Source organism: Proteus sp. G2618 (assembly GCF_009915995.1).
GTDB classification, from domain to species: Bacteria; Pseudomonadota; Gammaproteobacteria; order Enterobacterales; family Enterobacteriaceae; genus Proteus; species Proteus terrae.
Genome location: NZ_JAABNI010000014.1, coordinates 286,773 through 301,589 on the forward strand (window position 1 = coordinate 286,773; position 14,817 = coordinate 301,589).

Consider the following 14,817-nt stretch of genomic DNA (forward strand, 5'->3'; position numbering starts at 1 on the left):
AAGTATTACCTTTAAAAAGCAAAAGTTATGGAGGAAGCTAAGTGAAAACAATTAATGACTCTGTTATACAAGATTCAGATGCTATTTACATAGCACAACTTAATGGGCATGGAGGAGTAACAGAAATCACAGCAGAGACTGTTGCAACAAATGAAAAACCATACTGGGTGCACTTAGATTACCGTAAACCACAAAGTGCTCAATGGATACAAGAGACAGAATTACTTCCACCAATTGCTAAAGATATATTGCTTGCAGAGAACGTCAGACCAAAAGCACAACGCATTGGTGAAGGTATCGTTATCAATCTGCAAACAATTAATAATAATCCTAATGATCGACCAGATGAGCTTGTTGCTTTTAGAATTTATATTAACAGTCAAACTATCGTTTCAAGCCGTCACCGCCGAGTTAATTCTGTAGATTCTGTTATTCATACTTTAGAACTAGGTAATGGGCCTGAAAATAGTGGCGATTGGCTAATTACGATGGCTGATGCTGTGACTGATGAAATAGGCGAATTTGTTGAGACTTTGCATGACCAATTAATTGAATTGGAAGATATGATCCTTGATCAACAAATACCCGCGAGAGGTGAACTCGCATTATTAAGAAAGCAGTTAATAGTTTTACGTCGCTATATGGCGCCTCAGAGAGACGTATTCTCAAGACTTTCTATTGAAAAATTACCGTGGATGAGTGATAGCGATAGAGTTACGATGTTAGAAATTTCAGAAAGGCTTTCTCGACGTTTAGAGGATTTGGATAGTAGTATTTCTCGTACCGCGGTGATTGCTGATGAAATAACATCAATGATGGCTGATGCGATGAATAGACGTACTTATACGATGTCGCTAATGGCGATGTTATTTTTACCAACAACATTTCTAACAGGGCTATTTGGTGTCAATTTAGGCGGAATACCCGGAAATGAGTTTCCTTATGGTTTTACCATCTTTTGTTTATCTCTCTTTGTTTTGATTGTGATTGTTACTTGGTGGTTAAAGCGTAGTAGGTGGTTGTAAATTTTCAGCAAATTAATCGTAACTAAATGGATTTAAAAAAGAATTCTCTAACCCTGTTTGAGATATATCAATTTTTTAAAATAGAACATCTGGCATTATAACTCTCGCAGGTGAATACAACGTTGAGCGATGAACGTTGTGCTCCATAATTGTAGTTTTTCTCATATTGAGTTCTTAATACAGAATAATTGACCATTATTACACCGATGTTTATTAACATCGGTTTTTTTTGCTTAAATTTATTGTTGGCTATTATTTAGTCATAAAAATCCTAAGCCCTGAATGTAAGGCTTAGGAGATAGTGCATTATTTCACTTCAACAATATCGAGTTTGTTTTGGCTAAAGTCAGGACGTTCGTCATCTTCTTCTTGGAACATCACTGGAACGGTTGGAATATCGTCTTTATCAAAAGCTAAGTCGCCACCATTAATGACTTCATCACCATGCTTGATGTTAACAAAATCAAATAATTGAGTATCACATAAATGTGAAGGGACAATATTTTGAGTTGCTCTAAACATAGTTTCAATACGACCAGGATAACGTTTATCCCAATCTCTTAGCATCTCTTTAATTACTTGGCGCTGAAGGTTAGGCTGTGAGCCACAAAGATTGCATGGAATAATTGGGAATTGCTTAGCTTGTGCAAAACGCTCAATATCTTTCTCACGAGCGTAAGCTAGAGGACGAATAACGATTTGTTTGCCATCATCACTCATTAATTTAGGTGGCATACCTTTAAGCTTGCCACCATAGAACATATTTAAAAATAATGTTTCTAAAATATCATCACGATGGTGACCTAAAGCAATTTTAGTTGCACCAACTTCTGTTGCTGTGCGATATAAAATACCACGACGTAAACGTGAGCATAAAGAGCAGGTTGTTTTACCTTCAGGAATAATATCTTTAACGATCCCATAGGTATTCTCTTCAACAATTTTATATTCCACACCAAGCTCATTTAAATACTCAGGTAGAATATGCTCAGGGAATCCAGGTTGTTTTTGGTCTAAATTGACTGCAATAAGTGAAAAGTTAATTGGCGCACTTTTTTGCAGATTCATTAAGATAGAAAGTAGCGTGTAGCTATCTTTACCACCAGAAAGGCAGACCATGATTTTATCGCCATCTTCAATCATATTAAAGTCAGCGATAGCTTGCCCAACATCGCGGCGTAAGCGTTTTTGTAGTTTGTTGAAATTATACTGCTCTTTTGGGATGCTCATTTTTTACGGTTCTATATCGTTGCTGATTATTCTGTAACTTGCTAACCAAGGCTTTGTTCTTCGCTGTTTTGATACCTTAACAACATGATAAATCAATAAAATATCTTATAGGCTCAAATGATAAGTTGTGTGAAAAACAAAGTTATTTATGGCAAGAAAATTGATAAGTCGACAATGATACCAGATGGTAGGGTGGTTTCGATATAGATAACTACAGTTAAGCGCTTTCAAGGTGGTAAAAAGTAAGAAGTAATAGCCTTATATAAACTGAATAAGGCTATTAAATTTTTTGTGCCACGTAGCGATTATTATAGGAATAAACCTTAGTAAGACGTCGTTGGTAACTCATGTAAAATAGAGTTTTTTCTGCGTTGAGCAGTTAATTGTGACAATTCATTATCAGAAACAAAGATTAAGGCGTCTTGAGGACAAAACTCAACACAAGCAGGGCCCTGCTCTCTATGATTGCATAAATCACATTTAACGATATCAATTTGAAATTGCTGGCCAAGATCTAAACAAGAGGTAGGCGCTGAATGTGCTTTTTTCTCAAGCTCAATGACTCCAAATGGGCAAGCTAAAAGACAAGCTCTACACCCAATGCAATTTTCAGGGTGCGTTTCGACAAAGTTTTCACCACGCACTAATGCTTTTGTCTGGCAAGTTTGGGCACAAGGTGCATCTTCACACTGATGGCAAACAGAAGCTGTAAACTGATGCATTAATTTAATAATGCGGATCCTTGGATGAAAATTCTTTTTATTGAGAAAATCATTTCCATTTTTTTCTGATGTATGACCGACTGAACAAACAACTTCACATGTTTTACAGCCAATACATTTTTTAGAGTCAATAACAATTTGGCTATTCATCTCAATACCTATTTATAGAGCTATATACTTTATAATATATCGATAGGTAAGTTATTTTAGTAATATTAATCAAATTTATATCGAATAAATTAGGTTAAATAATAACAATAAAATAAAAAACACTTATTTAAACTAAATTCAAATGAGAATAAATACTATTTAATAAGATAATAGGAATGTAATTTTATAAATATACGTAAATGATCGTAGATAAAAAATGGCAATCTTATTTCGATTGCCATTTCTCTAATTAGTATCTGTTATTAAAACTTATGATGTTAATGTCGCTAATTTAGTCGCAAATCCCATAAAGAAAAGCCCAATAACACCATTACCTAGTTTAGCGATATTTTTACGTGAGCCGAAGAAGCGAGCAAGGGCGACACCACCAAATATCAGAAAAGAGAGATAGATAAAGCTAAAGGCTTCAAGCATGGAAGCCAGGATTAAATAAGATAATCCCGTATGTGCATAATTAAAATCGATAAACTGAACAAAAAATGAGATATAAAATAAAATCGCTTTAGGATTAGTCATACTTAATGTAAGTGCTTTTCTAAAAACGTGTTTCTGTACAGTTGTTGTTTGTTCTGAATGTACTTTTTTGGAGAAAAAAGTTGCATGAATAATTTTTATTCCCAAATAGAGAAGGTAAAAAGCACCTAAAAAGCGAACAATAGTAAAGAGTAAAGGAGAGGCTTTTATTACAGATGCAACACCAATAAAGGCGAGAAAAATTAAAATAGCATCACCTAAGAAAACACCAAATGCAGCACGATATCCATCACGAACACCGCCTGATGCGCTTGTTTTTAGCACATAGAGTGTATTGGGGCCAGGAACAAGAATAATAAAAAACATGCCTGCAAGGTATGTCCAAATATTGAGTACACCAAATTGTTCAAGCCACATGTTAACCCCCCAAATCTCACTTTCTCTGCATTACTTAATGAATTGCTATTATATAAAGAGAATCCACATTATTTAAACGCATATTTTCATTCATACAGAAGATAAATGTTTGATGCTTACTGCTTTCTGGCTAAAACGGTACCTCTTTACCACTTCAACAGATTACTGAACTGTTTCACCTTTGTTTCCAAAATTGGTTCACGATTAAAAAAATGATAGGGGTTCAAATAGAAAAATAAAACCTTACAAAGGAAAATTATGGTTTTTTCTCAAGTAAATAAAATAAGCTTACCACCTACAACAGGTTTTCAAACACTATTTCAACCTGTCATTACAGATGTTGCTGAGCACCTTTCCCAATTATTAAAAGAGAATTTACACAGCATTTATGTTTATGGGAGTGTTGCTAATGGATGTGCAATAGCAGAAAAATCAGACTTGGATATTTGTTTGATTTTAAAAAATAAAATAGATAAATTTGAAAATCAGCAATTAGATAAAACAAGAGTAATGCTAGGTACATTATATCCTATTGTTAGCAAAATTGATTTCGATATTGGTGTTTTAAGCAAAGTCTTGGCGCCTAACAATTTATACAGTTGGGGATATTGGTTAAAACATCATTGTCGCTGTATTTTTAGTGATGAGTTAACGGAAATAACCAGGGCAACCCATACTTGGTTATTTCCTGATGGTATCGTTTTGAAATGTACAGAAGAGATAGAAACAGAACATTATGATAATGACGCTCAATGTCCTGAACATTGGATCACTTGGGAAATTGTCGAATCGAATAACAAACCTATCTCTCCTTATAGAAAAGAATTTTTTAATTTATGTCAGCAAAGCTTTTGGTTAAAAATGCAACTTTCTAATAATAAATAAAAAAGAAAGCCACTTTATAAGTGGTTTTTTTATACGTATTAAAATTAATAAAATAACTTATTTCCATACTGTTTTAAATTTTAGATTAAATATTAATTAACATTTTATAGACTAAGATAAGTTAATTTGACTTAGTGAGTTTTTTTTATCCTAATGATTAAGCATAAATAGAACGACAATAGTGGTTTTAAGAAAATTAAAACTGATGAAGATTAAAATTAGTCTTTTTTTCATAATGTTATGATCTTAATATTTACTTAATAATAGTGAAAAATAAGGTAAGTTTGTTGTTGAGAGAAATGGTGTTTTAATTATAACTTTAATCATAAGATTTTCTTTATAAAATATTATTGTTAATGTATTATTCATAAATAAATTTTATTGAGTGTTACACTCAATTTAACAAGAGAGCTAAATTATAATTTAGTTCCATTTGTCTATCCTTTTGTTTTTATATAGAGAATAAAGATGCGTCGTAATTTATTTATTTCAACTTCACTGTTAGCTATTTCTACACTTTCTTTTAATGCACAAGCAGCATTAGATAATACTTTATCTGTGGGTTATGCCCAGACTTCAATTAAAGTTGATGATAAAATGGATGATGATCTTAAAGGAATTAACTTTAAATATAATCATGAATTTGATAATAACTGGGGAGTTATTGGATCACTAACGTATACAAAATTAACTTATAATTATTATGGCCGCTGGGGAAAAATTGGTTCAACTGAAATTGATTATGTTTCATTAACAGCGGGTCCTAGCTACCGTTTTAATGACTATTTTAGTGCGTATGGTTTAATTGGCCTTGGTCATATTAATCAAGAAGATAATTTTTTCTATGATAATGACAATGATAAGTTAAGTAAATCGTCTATGGCTTATGGATTAGGTTTACAAATCAATCCAATTCCAAACGTGGCCATTGATGCATCTTATGAATATTCAAAAATAGATGATGCAAAATTTGGTACTTGGATATTAGGTGTTGGTTACCGTTTCTAGTATTAATCTGATAAATAATATTTTAAAAAGGTCACGTTATGTGGCCTTTTTTGTTTTATATGAATGTAAATACTTATCGCTATATTAGGGATTTTGTTTTATCAAAACTTATTTAATATACACAATATGTGTGTTTTTTCTTTGGGTGGCTTGACTGTTAATAATGGATCTCTAAGATGCAGTATTTTATGGAGAGAGAAGTATGTTAACTATAATAAAAGCAGAGCCTTTGCACTATGATGAAATGATTGCAGTTTGGGAATCATCAGTTAGAGCCACACATACATTTCTATCTGAAGATATCATTTTGTCTCTCAAAAAAGATATTGTAGAACAGTATTTTCCTATGCTTAATACCTATATTGCGATAGACGATAATAATGTTATTCACGGGATCTTAGGTACAGCAGAAAATAAGTTAGAGATGCTTTTTGTCGATGCGAATTCTAGGGGGCATGGCTGTGGTAAATTGCTTACAACTTTCGCAATAAATACACTGCATATTGATGAATTAGATGTAAATGAACAGAATCCTCAAGCAATTGGTTTTTATTTTTATATTGGGTTTGAGCAAATAGGACGTTCTGAATTAGATGGACAAGGCAATCCTTTCCCATTGTTACATTTAAAATTAAATAAAAATAAGTACAAATACTAAATAAAAAATATTAAAGATACAAAATAGGGAGGGGAATAAAAAAACCTCTCTTTTATCTTATATAAATAACAATTATCCACTTAAATTTGATTTATGTCGTAATAATTCCTCTGCTTTAATGAAATAATTTTTTCATAATTAAATAAATTTAACACAACAGTGGCATAGTTATGAACAAAACCTTAATTGTTATTTTATCTTTATTTTTACTACCAGCTTGCTCTGAATCACAAGAAAATAAAGTTATTGAATATTGTATGGATACATTAAATGTCTATAGTAACGTGAGTAAAGATCAATGTTTGTGTTTTTATAATGAAACGAGTGATAAATTTTCCTCAACGGAAATAGATAGAATGGTCAAATCACCCCCCATAAAGAAAGAAAGCACACTCACAAGAGAAGGCACAATGTTTTTAACTATTGCTCATTCATCCAAATGCTTTGAGTAACAGTTATTACGCGTAATAAGTGACAATAATCTAACAAAGAATAAGTAGTAAATTAAGTCACTTATACCGAAGATCATTGCCTCTAAAAGCAAATACCACAAAATTGATAAACCCATCTCTATAAATTGAATATATTACCACTGTTTTTATATACAGTTTTTTTGTAGGTTTACCTTTATTGTAAATTGTGAGGAAATTATGTCAAAGCTTCGCTTATCTTACCCAAAACTCAGCCCTCAAGCTTATGCTGGTTTAATTCAATGTAAAACCGCACTAGAAGGTAGTTCATTGGATATAACGTTGATTGAACTTGTCTATTTAAGAGTGTCTCAAATTAATGGCTGCGCTTTTTGTTTGGAGATGCATAACAACTCATTACGTAATCATGATGTTGATCAAAATAAGTTAGATGCACTAAATGGTTGGCAAGTGAGTGAACGTTTTACTGATAGAGAGCAAGCTGCATTATTATGGGCAGAGGCAGTCAGTAATATTTCAGCGAAAAATACAGATGATAATATTTATCTGCAGGTTAAAGCATATTTTACAGACATAGAAATGAGTGATCTGACATTGGCAATTGGGTTAATGAATGCCTTTAATCGTATTGCTGTGAGTTTGCGTCAGTAATGAGTATTATCTATGCAAATTATATATCATTAAATAATGATAAAAGAGAAAAGCGCCGATAGAGCGCTTTTAATTTTTTAGGTTTAATTTTTACCAAAGATATTGCATAAAGGGTAAATAAGCAAAAATTAAAGCAATAAGTATAAATAAGATACGAAATAACGTTTTTTGTGTTTTTATTGTGGCGTAAAGCATTACTATAATAATAGCTACGCAGACATACCAGTAAAATGCACCAAAGAAAGCTAAGGCAAAAATAGCATCAATAATAAAGTTACTTTTACTTATTTTATTTCTCTCTGAAATAAAAAATCACCCGCTAAAATATAAGCAGGTGAAGATAAAAGTGATTATGATTTCCAAATAATATGGAACATAGGTTGTAATGGATCGCGGCTAATTAGGACACGACCAAAAATATCATCAATATCGGAATCATCGTCTGGAGCAAGACCAATAATTACTTCGCTAAAACGGGCTGATGTGACAGGCAGGCCAACAATAAATTGCCAATCATTACCTAATGGAACCACTTCAGCTGCGCCTCTTTCTTCAAATTGCAGGTTAAACAATAATTGATCTGCAACATCTAAATTATCCGCTGCTTGGGCTAAGAATAGATCATAAGCTTGTTCTAAAGCGTCGTCTTCACTGATTAAAGTTGGTTCATTCATGGTAATGCCTGTCTATTATTCCAATAATTATCGCGTTATTTGTATCGCATTTTTACTAATTTAGCACGGTTATCTGTTACCCGTTTTTTTAGTAGTCTCTTGATTATAACATTTCTGTTATAGCAGAGGACTAAAGAAATAGCAGATACGCTCTAATACACGATTTAAGAATGGTCGTTTTTCCCATTCATCCATAGTTAATTCTGTCGAGCGAGCAATATAATCATATTGAACAATGCTTAAATCACAGCCAAAACCTTCATCATCAATGACAACGGTAATTTCAAAATTTAACCACAAGCTACGCATATCAAGGTTAACTGAACCCACCATACTGAGTTGTCCATCAACCATCACGCTTTTGGTATGTAATAAACCATCTTCAAATTGGAATATTTTCACACCAGATTCGAGCATTTCAGTAAAGAATGAACGGCTTGCCCAACGTACAAGAAATGAGTCATTGCTACGAGGAACGATAATACTTACATTAACACCTCGCATCGCAGCGGTTGATATTGCATGGGCAAGATCATCGCTAGGTACAAAATAAGGTGTTGTCAGTACTAATTCTTTTCTCGCAGAGTAAATGGCTGTAATAAGTGACTGTTGAATTAGCTCATCAGGAAAACCTGGGCCTGAGGCGATGACTTGTGTTGTATGGCCGCTTTCTTGTTCACAAGGCATAATATTATCATCAGGAGGAGGGGGTAAATGGCGCTCACCAGTTTCCATTTCCCAGTCAAAGGCATAAATCATTCCTAATGTGGTCGAAACAGGGCCTTCCATTCTGACCATGATATCAATCCATTGACCTACACCAGAATCTTGCTTGAAATAACGAGGATCAACCATATTCATACTTCCTGTGTAGGAAATATAGTTATCAATCAATACGATTTTTCGATGTTGACGCAAATCCATGCGGCGTAAGAAGAAACGGAATAAATTAACATGTAATGATTCAACAAATTCAATACCCGCAGCTCTCATTACATCTGGGCCGTTAGTACGGAAGAAATTCCAACTACCCGCAGAGTCAACCATGACTCGGCATTTTACACCACGCTTAGCTGCTCTAATTAAGGCGTCGGTTACTTCATCAACTAAACCACCTGATTGCCAAATATAGAAAACCATTTCAATATTGTCACGGGCATTATTAATATCGCGTGTAATTGAATTGAGCGAATCTTCACAGGTGGTTAAAAGTTCAATTTTGTTACCTTTAACACCTTTAATACCTTGGCGTTTAGAGGTTAATTGGAAAAGAGGCGTTGCCACATCGCTCGTACTTGTAGCAAAGATATGCTTACATTTTTTCAAGTCTTCAAGCCATGCAACAACTGAAGGCCACATCTGCTTAGCATGTTCAACACGTCGTTTTCCTAGATGTAATTCACCAAAAGCAAAATACGCAATAACCCCGACTAATGGCAGGATGTAAATGATCAATAGCCATGTCATTGTTGATGTAACAGGTCGTCGGTGCATTAGGACACGAAATGTGACCCCCGCAATTAATAGCCAATAGAAGAAAAAGGTTAGCCAACTTAATACAGTATAAAATGTTGTCATAGTAGAGCTATTTTCCGTTGAAAATGAATTGCATGGATAAGCTAAAGGCAATTTAATAAAAATAGTTCATTATTTTTGTTATTTGCCGAATGTTGTTATTAAATCAGGATTATTATCTCTGTCAAATCTCTTTCTTAAGAGATAAGCATTAAATAAGCAATAAGATACAACTCTTTATTCATTTTATCTTTGTGAGAAATGCTCAAATAATGGATGAAATTTAAGCAAACCATAAATCCCCCCTTGGATCACAAAATGAACGTCTTATAATAGTCCACTTATTCGAAAAAAATAGGTGCTGATAGTATGAGACACAGTAGGACTGAAGTAGCTCGTTGGCGAATGATGAGACAAGCTATACGTAAACGACGTCGATGGTTAGAAGGGCAATCTCGTCGTAATTTCCGAATTTATAAACTGCGTAAACTTGATACTTCTAGAAAACATAGAGCACTTTTATTTGTACAACACATAGAATGGAACTCATAATTTCACTTTTTAGTGGCTAATATCAATCATTTTGCTAAACGTTATTGAATATGATTGCTATTTGCATTTAAACTAGGGGCATATTTTTTCTTTAGGTGAAATAAGATCAGTTATGCGTTGGAAGCTTTGGGTACTCATATCACTTTGTCTACATGCCTCACTTGTTGCGGCTGCGATGTTATATGTTGTAGAAGATAAGCCAGTTACACCTGAGCCTATCTCTATACAGATGTTGGCATTTGCAGCAGATGAGCCTGCTGGCGAACCAGAACCTGTGGTTGAAGAAGTTACTCCTCCAGAACCTGAGCCGGTTGTTGAGCCTGAACCCGAGCCAGAACCTATTCCTGACGTAAAACCTATTATCGAAAAACCAATAGAGAAAAAACCAGAACCAAAACCGAAGCCTAAGCCAAAACCAGTAGACAAACCGAAACCGCCTGTTGAGCGACCACAACCTTTAGTTGTTAATAAAGGTAATGATCTCAAAAATCTTAATCCGACGGCAAAGCCAAGTGATAAAGGCGATGAAAAACCGGTTGCAGTGGCAAGTAGTGGGGAAGGTAAAGTACCTAATGCAGTACGCCAAGGTTTACCTGAATATCCATCACGAGCACGAGCAGTAGGTATGGAAGGTACAATCAAAGTTCGTTTTGATGTTGATGCCGATGGAAGAGTCGATAATGTAGAAATTATTTCAGCTGATCCTAAAAACGTGTTTGAGCGAGAAGTAAAAAGAGCAATGCGACAGTGGCGTTATGAAAAAATTCCTTATAAAGGAAAAGTGGTTCTGATTGAATTCAAAATGACAGGGATCTCAGCAAGCTAATTTTTATAAAACTAGCGCTTAAACAGATCGATATCACTATTTGATACCAGATAAATAAAAGGCACTTTAATAAGTGCCTTTTTTAGTTTCAACTTTTAATGCTTTCACGCTATTCGTCGTAATCGAATTGTCTTAATGTCGTTTTATTCCATTGTACTTGTTAGAGTGAAATGTGCTTTACCTTCAGGTAAGCGACGAGCTGAATTGTTCTCATCAACGGCAACGTAGGTAAATACAGCCTCTGTTGCACGATAGCGTTGGCCGACAGGTTCTGTGGCGACTTTCTTAACCCAGACTTCAATATTAACAGTAATTGAAGAGTTACCTGTTTTTAAGCAACGTGCATAGCAACAAACGACATCGCCAACAGCGACAGGTTTAAGAAAGGTAATGCCTGTTACGCTTACAGTAACGACACGACCTAACGCAATTTCTTTCGCTAAAATTGCACCACCGATGTCCATTTGGGACATTAACCAGCCACCGAAAATATCACCATTGGCATTAGTATCAGCAGGCATGGCTAGAGTACGTAAAACGAGCTCACCATTAGGCAAAGATTGTTGTTCAGTCATGGGTATAAAGTATCTGTAAATAATGTTAAAACCAAAGAGATGTCTACTCGTCATACTTTAAGCTGTAGCGTTGTTGGCCACACTCACTCACACTAGTCACAGCTCCTAGCGTCTCATTCGCTTGCCGCCTAGCTGCACTTGAGTTATTTAGAGCACACATCTCCCAATAAAATAAAAATGATTATTCAGATTTTGAATGAGCATCGTGTGATGTCGATTTAGATACTTGTTTTGTCATATCATCTGATAATTCGTGTTCACTATTTTCTGTGGTTTCATTTTCAGTTTGTTCTTCTGGTAAACGGTTATTCCAGATATAAACCACACTGGCGATAGTAAAGACAAAGGTCAAAATAGTTAAGCCAAAGACTTTAAAATTAACCCAAGTCTCTTCTGCCAAAGAAAATGCCACATAAATATTACCAAGAGCACAAGCAAAAAAGAAAATTACCCATGCAATATTGAGTTTCTTCCAATTTGCAGGTGGAATTGCAAGCTCTTTGCCTAACATTCTTTCCATTAGCGTTTTGGGCGTAAATAACTGCATACCAATTAAAACGATGGCAAAAATGGCATAAATAGCCGTCACTTTCCATTTAATAAAATCGGCAGAATGAAAGAAGATGGTTAATGAGCCAAAAATAGTAACCACAATGGCGGTAATGAGTGGTGCTTTCTCAACTTTATGGAAAATAAGCCATGTCAAGCCGACTGAGACCCACGTCGCGATAATTAATGCACCTGAAGCATAGAAAATATCTTGCCATTTATAGAAGATAAAAAACACTAATAGTGGAGCAAAATCAAGTAATTGCTTAAGCCAGCCATTTTTCATAACAGATAGGAACCTATGGTAATTAAATTCATAAACTTGGCTATTCTAATGCAAAGCGACAGAAAATGGGTAAACAATTGCATATCTTTAACGACAGAGTGTTAATTTATACAAAAAACGCTATTTTTATCTGTAATAACTCAATGAAAAATCAACGTAATTGCATTTATGTAAAATTAAAACACAAGCTTGAGTTATGAAAGAGGATTTAAATATTACACTAGTATATGATTCATTAACTCATCATTATCACGCGCCACTTTTTGATGAATGCATAAATAAAAAAGTATTTCTGATAAGAGGAAATCAATGAACGGAAAAAGAATAATAAAATGGATGCCAGGACTAGGCTTATTATTTAGCTATAAGCGTGAATATTTTGGCTATGACTTAAAAGCAGGGCTTTCTGTTGCTGCTGTCGCGCTACCAGTTGCCATTGCTTACACCGAATTATTAGGCATTAATGCTATTGTTGGATTATATGCCTGTATTTTCCCTATGATTATTTATGCATTATTTGGTACTTCTCGTCAATTAATTACAGGGCCTGATGCTGCAACGTGCGCCGTTATTGCTGCGGTCGTTATTCCATTATCTGCTGGTGATGAAAATACACGATGGCAACTAGCAATTATCATGACAGCAATGACGGGTTTTTGGTGTATTTTAGCCAGCCACTTTCGATTGGGGGCTTTTACTGATTTTCTATCTCGTCCGATCCTTCAAGGGCTATTAAATGGTGTTGCGATCACTATTATGGTGGGACAAATTAGTAAAGTATTTGGTTTTGACACTTCCCCAGATCATTTAATCGAAAAACTAATTGAAGTCCCATTTCGATTAATGGATGCACATTTACCCACGGTATTGATGTCTGGGATAACACTCGCCTTATTATTGGGTATTCGCTATTTTCGTAGCCGATGGCCGGCACCATTAATTGCTATGGTTGTGATGACTTACCTTAGCTGGCAATTTGATTTAGCCAGCTATGGTATTGCTATTGTGAATAAAGAAGCGGGAAATGTTGATCTCTTTCTACCCGTTGTATCAATGAGTGGATTTCATCCTGGTGTATTACGAGAGTTATTGGTTCCATCCATAAACTTGGCTGTCATTAGCTTTGTGAGTTTTATGATGACAGCCCGCAGTTTTGCTAGCAAAAATGGTTATGATGTTGATGCGGATCAAGAATTAAAAGCATTAGGTATTGCGAATATTGCGGCAGCGCTTTCTCAAGGATTTGCTGTAAGTGCAGCAAGTAGCCGTACCGCAGTCAATGATTCTGTTGGTGGCAAAACACAATTAGTTTCTATTATCGCAGCACTGGTAATTTTGCTAGTGCTATTATTTATGACTGATTTTCTCGCTTATATTCCATTATCTTCGCTAGGAATTGTGTTGATCGTCTCTTCATGGTCATTGTTGAGTATTCGTCATATTTGGTCTTATCGCAAACGTAATAAACAAGCATTCACATTGGCATCATTTACATTATTAGCTGTGTTATTGGCAGGACTAATTAACGGTATCGGCTTTGCGGTTTTATTAGGTTTGTTGCAGTTTTTACGTATTGTTTTTCGTCCGAGCGATCAATTGTTGGGTGTTGATGAACAGGGTATGGTTCACTCAATGAATAAGGATAATGGTATTGAACCTATCGATGGCTTGATGATGTATCGTTTTAATTCACCACTGACTTATTTTAATGTGGGGTATTTTAAAAAACGGGTACTTCAACTTGTTGATAGCGCGCCTCAACGACCAGCATGGTTAGCCGTAGATGCGGCTGTAAGCTTTACCTATGACGATGTCAGCGTGTTTGCTGCTATTGATGAACTAATACGGGAATTGCGAATAAAAGGCGTGAAATTGGTTTTAGCAGGGCGCAGAACCGAACTAAATCGCTGGATTGAGCGTAACAGAATTTCGCTAAATGAAGATGACTTAATTATCGCTCCCGATCTCTATTTTGTGATCCGGCTTTATCAAAGCCGACAGCAGATCAAAGAAAAACAGAAAGAAGCAAGAAAAGAGGCATTAAAGCAAGAAGCTGAAAGCCAAGAAACAGAGAATAACGAAGATGCGATATTAGAAGTGCCGATAGAAAGTCATACATCAACACCTTAAGTATTTTGGCTAAGTTTTACGAGTAGTAGTAAAAAGTA

General features: G+C 34.8%; 15 protein-coding genes and 1 pseudogene. 9 read left to right on the forward strand and 7 right to left on the reverse strand.

All coding sequences use genetic code 11. From position 1 onward, the window contains the following. Nucleotides 1–41: 41 nt before the first annotated feature. Nucleotides 42–1,025, forward strand: coding sequence for a zinc transporter ZntB (zntB, locus tag GWJ01_RS06825; RefSeq protein WP_109402459.1), 984 nt, complete (start codon nucleotides 42–44; stop codon nucleotides 1,023–1,025). Between the two features lie 306 nt (nucleotides 1,026–1,331). Here the strand turns inward: zntB and ttcA are convergent, their stop codons facing one another. The 3 genes from ttcA to leuE form a co-directional block, all read right to left on the reverse strand. Beyond that, nucleotides 1,332–2,255, reverse strand: coding sequence for a tRNA 2-thiocytidine(32) synthetase TtcA (gene ttcA, locus GWJ01_RS06830; protein ID WP_075672144.1), 924 nt, complete (start codon nucleotides 2,253–2,255; stop codon nucleotides 1,332–1,334). Between the two features lie 323 nt (nucleotides 2,256–2,578). Further along, nucleotides 2,579–3,127, reverse strand: a complete 549-nt coding sequence (locus GWJ01_RS06835; protein WP_161710878.1) for a 4Fe-4S dicluster domain-containing protein — start codon at nucleotides 3,125–3,127, stop codon at nucleotides 2,579–2,581. 270 nt (nucleotides 3,128–3,397) lie between these two features. After that, a complete protein-coding gene (gene leuE / locus GWJ01_RS06840; protein ID WP_083629078.1) occupies nucleotides 3,398–4,039 on the reverse strand; it encodes a leucine efflux protein LeuE in 642 nt (213 codons plus the stop codon). A gap of 258 nt (nucleotides 4,040–4,297) precedes the next feature. On the opposite strand from leuE, the gene GWJ01_RS06845 reads away from it, so the two are divergent. The 5 genes from GWJ01_RS06845 to GWJ01_RS06865 all read left to right on the forward strand — a co-directional run bounded on the left by GWJ01_RS06845 (nucleotide 4,298) and on the right by GWJ01_RS06865 (nucleotide 7,672). After that, complete coding sequence (locus tag GWJ01_RS06845) at nucleotides 4,298–4,924, forward strand: nucleotidyltransferase domain-containing protein (RefSeq protein WP_161710879.1); 627 nt, start codon at nucleotides 4,298–4,300, stop codon at nucleotides 4,922–4,924. 468 nt (nucleotides 4,925–5,392) lie between these two features. Then, nucleotides 5,393–5,932, forward strand: coding sequence for an Ail/Lom family outer membrane beta-barrel protein (locus tag GWJ01_RS06850; protein WP_075672134.1), 540 nt, complete (start codon nucleotides 5,393–5,395; stop codon nucleotides 5,930–5,932). Between the two features lie 202 nt (nucleotides 5,933–6,134). Further along, the gene (locus GWJ01_RS06855; RefSeq protein WP_109402455.1) at nucleotides 6,135–6,590 is read left to right on the forward strand and encodes a GNAT family N-acetyltransferase; all 456 of its coding nucleotides are present in this window, start codon (nucleotides 6,135–6,137) and stop codon (nucleotides 6,588–6,590) included. Nucleotides 6,591–6,760: 170 nt separating this feature from the next. Continuing rightward, the gene (locus tag GWJ01_RS06860; protein ID WP_109394315.1) at nucleotides 6,761–7,042 is read left to right on the forward strand and encodes a hypothetical protein; all 282 of its coding nucleotides are present in this window, start codon (nucleotides 6,761–6,763) and stop codon (nucleotides 7,040–7,042) included. 198 nt (nucleotides 7,043–7,240) lie between these two features. Further along, complete coding sequence (locus GWJ01_RS06865) at nucleotides 7,241–7,672, forward strand: carboxymuconolactone decarboxylase family protein (RefSeq protein ID WP_161710880.1); 432 nt, start codon at nucleotides 7,241–7,243, stop codon at nucleotides 7,670–7,672. A 350-nt stretch (nucleotides 7,673–8,022) separates the two neighbouring features. On the opposite strand, the gene GWJ01_RS06870 is transcribed toward GWJ01_RS06865, so the two are convergent. Together GWJ01_RS06870 and cls are read right to left on the reverse strand one after the other, a co-directional pair. Beyond that, nucleotides 8,023–8,352, reverse strand: a complete 330-nt coding sequence (locus GWJ01_RS06870) for an HI1450 family dsDNA-mimic protein (protein ID WP_369961051.1) — start codon at nucleotides 8,350–8,352, stop codon at nucleotides 8,023–8,025. 111 nt (nucleotides 8,353–8,463) lie between these two features. After that, nucleotides 8,464–9,924, reverse strand: a complete 1,461-nt coding sequence (cls, locus tag GWJ01_RS06875) for a cardiolipin synthase (RefSeq protein WP_109394317.1) — start codon at nucleotides 9,922–9,924, stop codon at nucleotides 8,464–8,466. A gap of 306 nt (nucleotides 9,925–10,230) precedes the next feature. Between cls and GWJ01_RS06880 the strand changes: the two genes are divergently transcribed. Beyond that, nucleotides 10,231–10,413 (forward strand): YciY family protein, encoded by a 183-nt coding sequence (locus tag GWJ01_RS06880; protein ID WP_036913581.1) that lies wholly within the window; start codon nucleotides 10,231–10,233, stop codon nucleotides 10,411–10,413. Between the two features lie 112 nt (nucleotides 10,414–10,525). After that, nucleotides 10,526–11,239, forward strand: a complete 714-nt coding sequence (gene tonB / locus GWJ01_RS06885) for a TonB system transport protein TonB (RefSeq protein WP_109394318.1) — start codon at nucleotides 10,526–10,528, stop codon at nucleotides 11,237–11,239. Nucleotides 11,240–11,382: 143 nt separating this feature from the next. Here tonB and yciA read toward each other — a convergent pair whose 3' ends face one another. Both yciA and GWJ01_RS06895 read right to left on the reverse strand, forming a co-directional pair. After that, complete coding sequence (gene yciA / locus GWJ01_RS06890) at nucleotides 11,383–11,814, reverse strand: acyl-CoA thioester hydrolase YciA (RefSeq protein WP_006536988.1); 432 nt, start codon at nucleotides 11,812–11,814, stop codon at nucleotides 11,383–11,385. Nucleotides 11,815–12,100: 286 nt separating this feature from the next. Then, nucleotides 12,101–12,649: pseudogene (locus tag GWJ01_RS06895) on the reverse strand (septation protein A); the annotation flags it as partial. 309 nt (nucleotides 12,650–12,958) lie between these two features. Between GWJ01_RS06895 and GWJ01_RS06900 the strand changes: the two are divergent. After that, nucleotides 12,959–14,779, forward strand: a complete 1,821-nt coding sequence (locus GWJ01_RS06900; protein ID WP_109394320.1) for a SulP family inorganic anion transporter — start codon at nucleotides 12,959–12,961, stop codon at nucleotides 14,777–14,779. Nucleotides 14,780–14,817 lie beyond the last annotated feature (38 nt).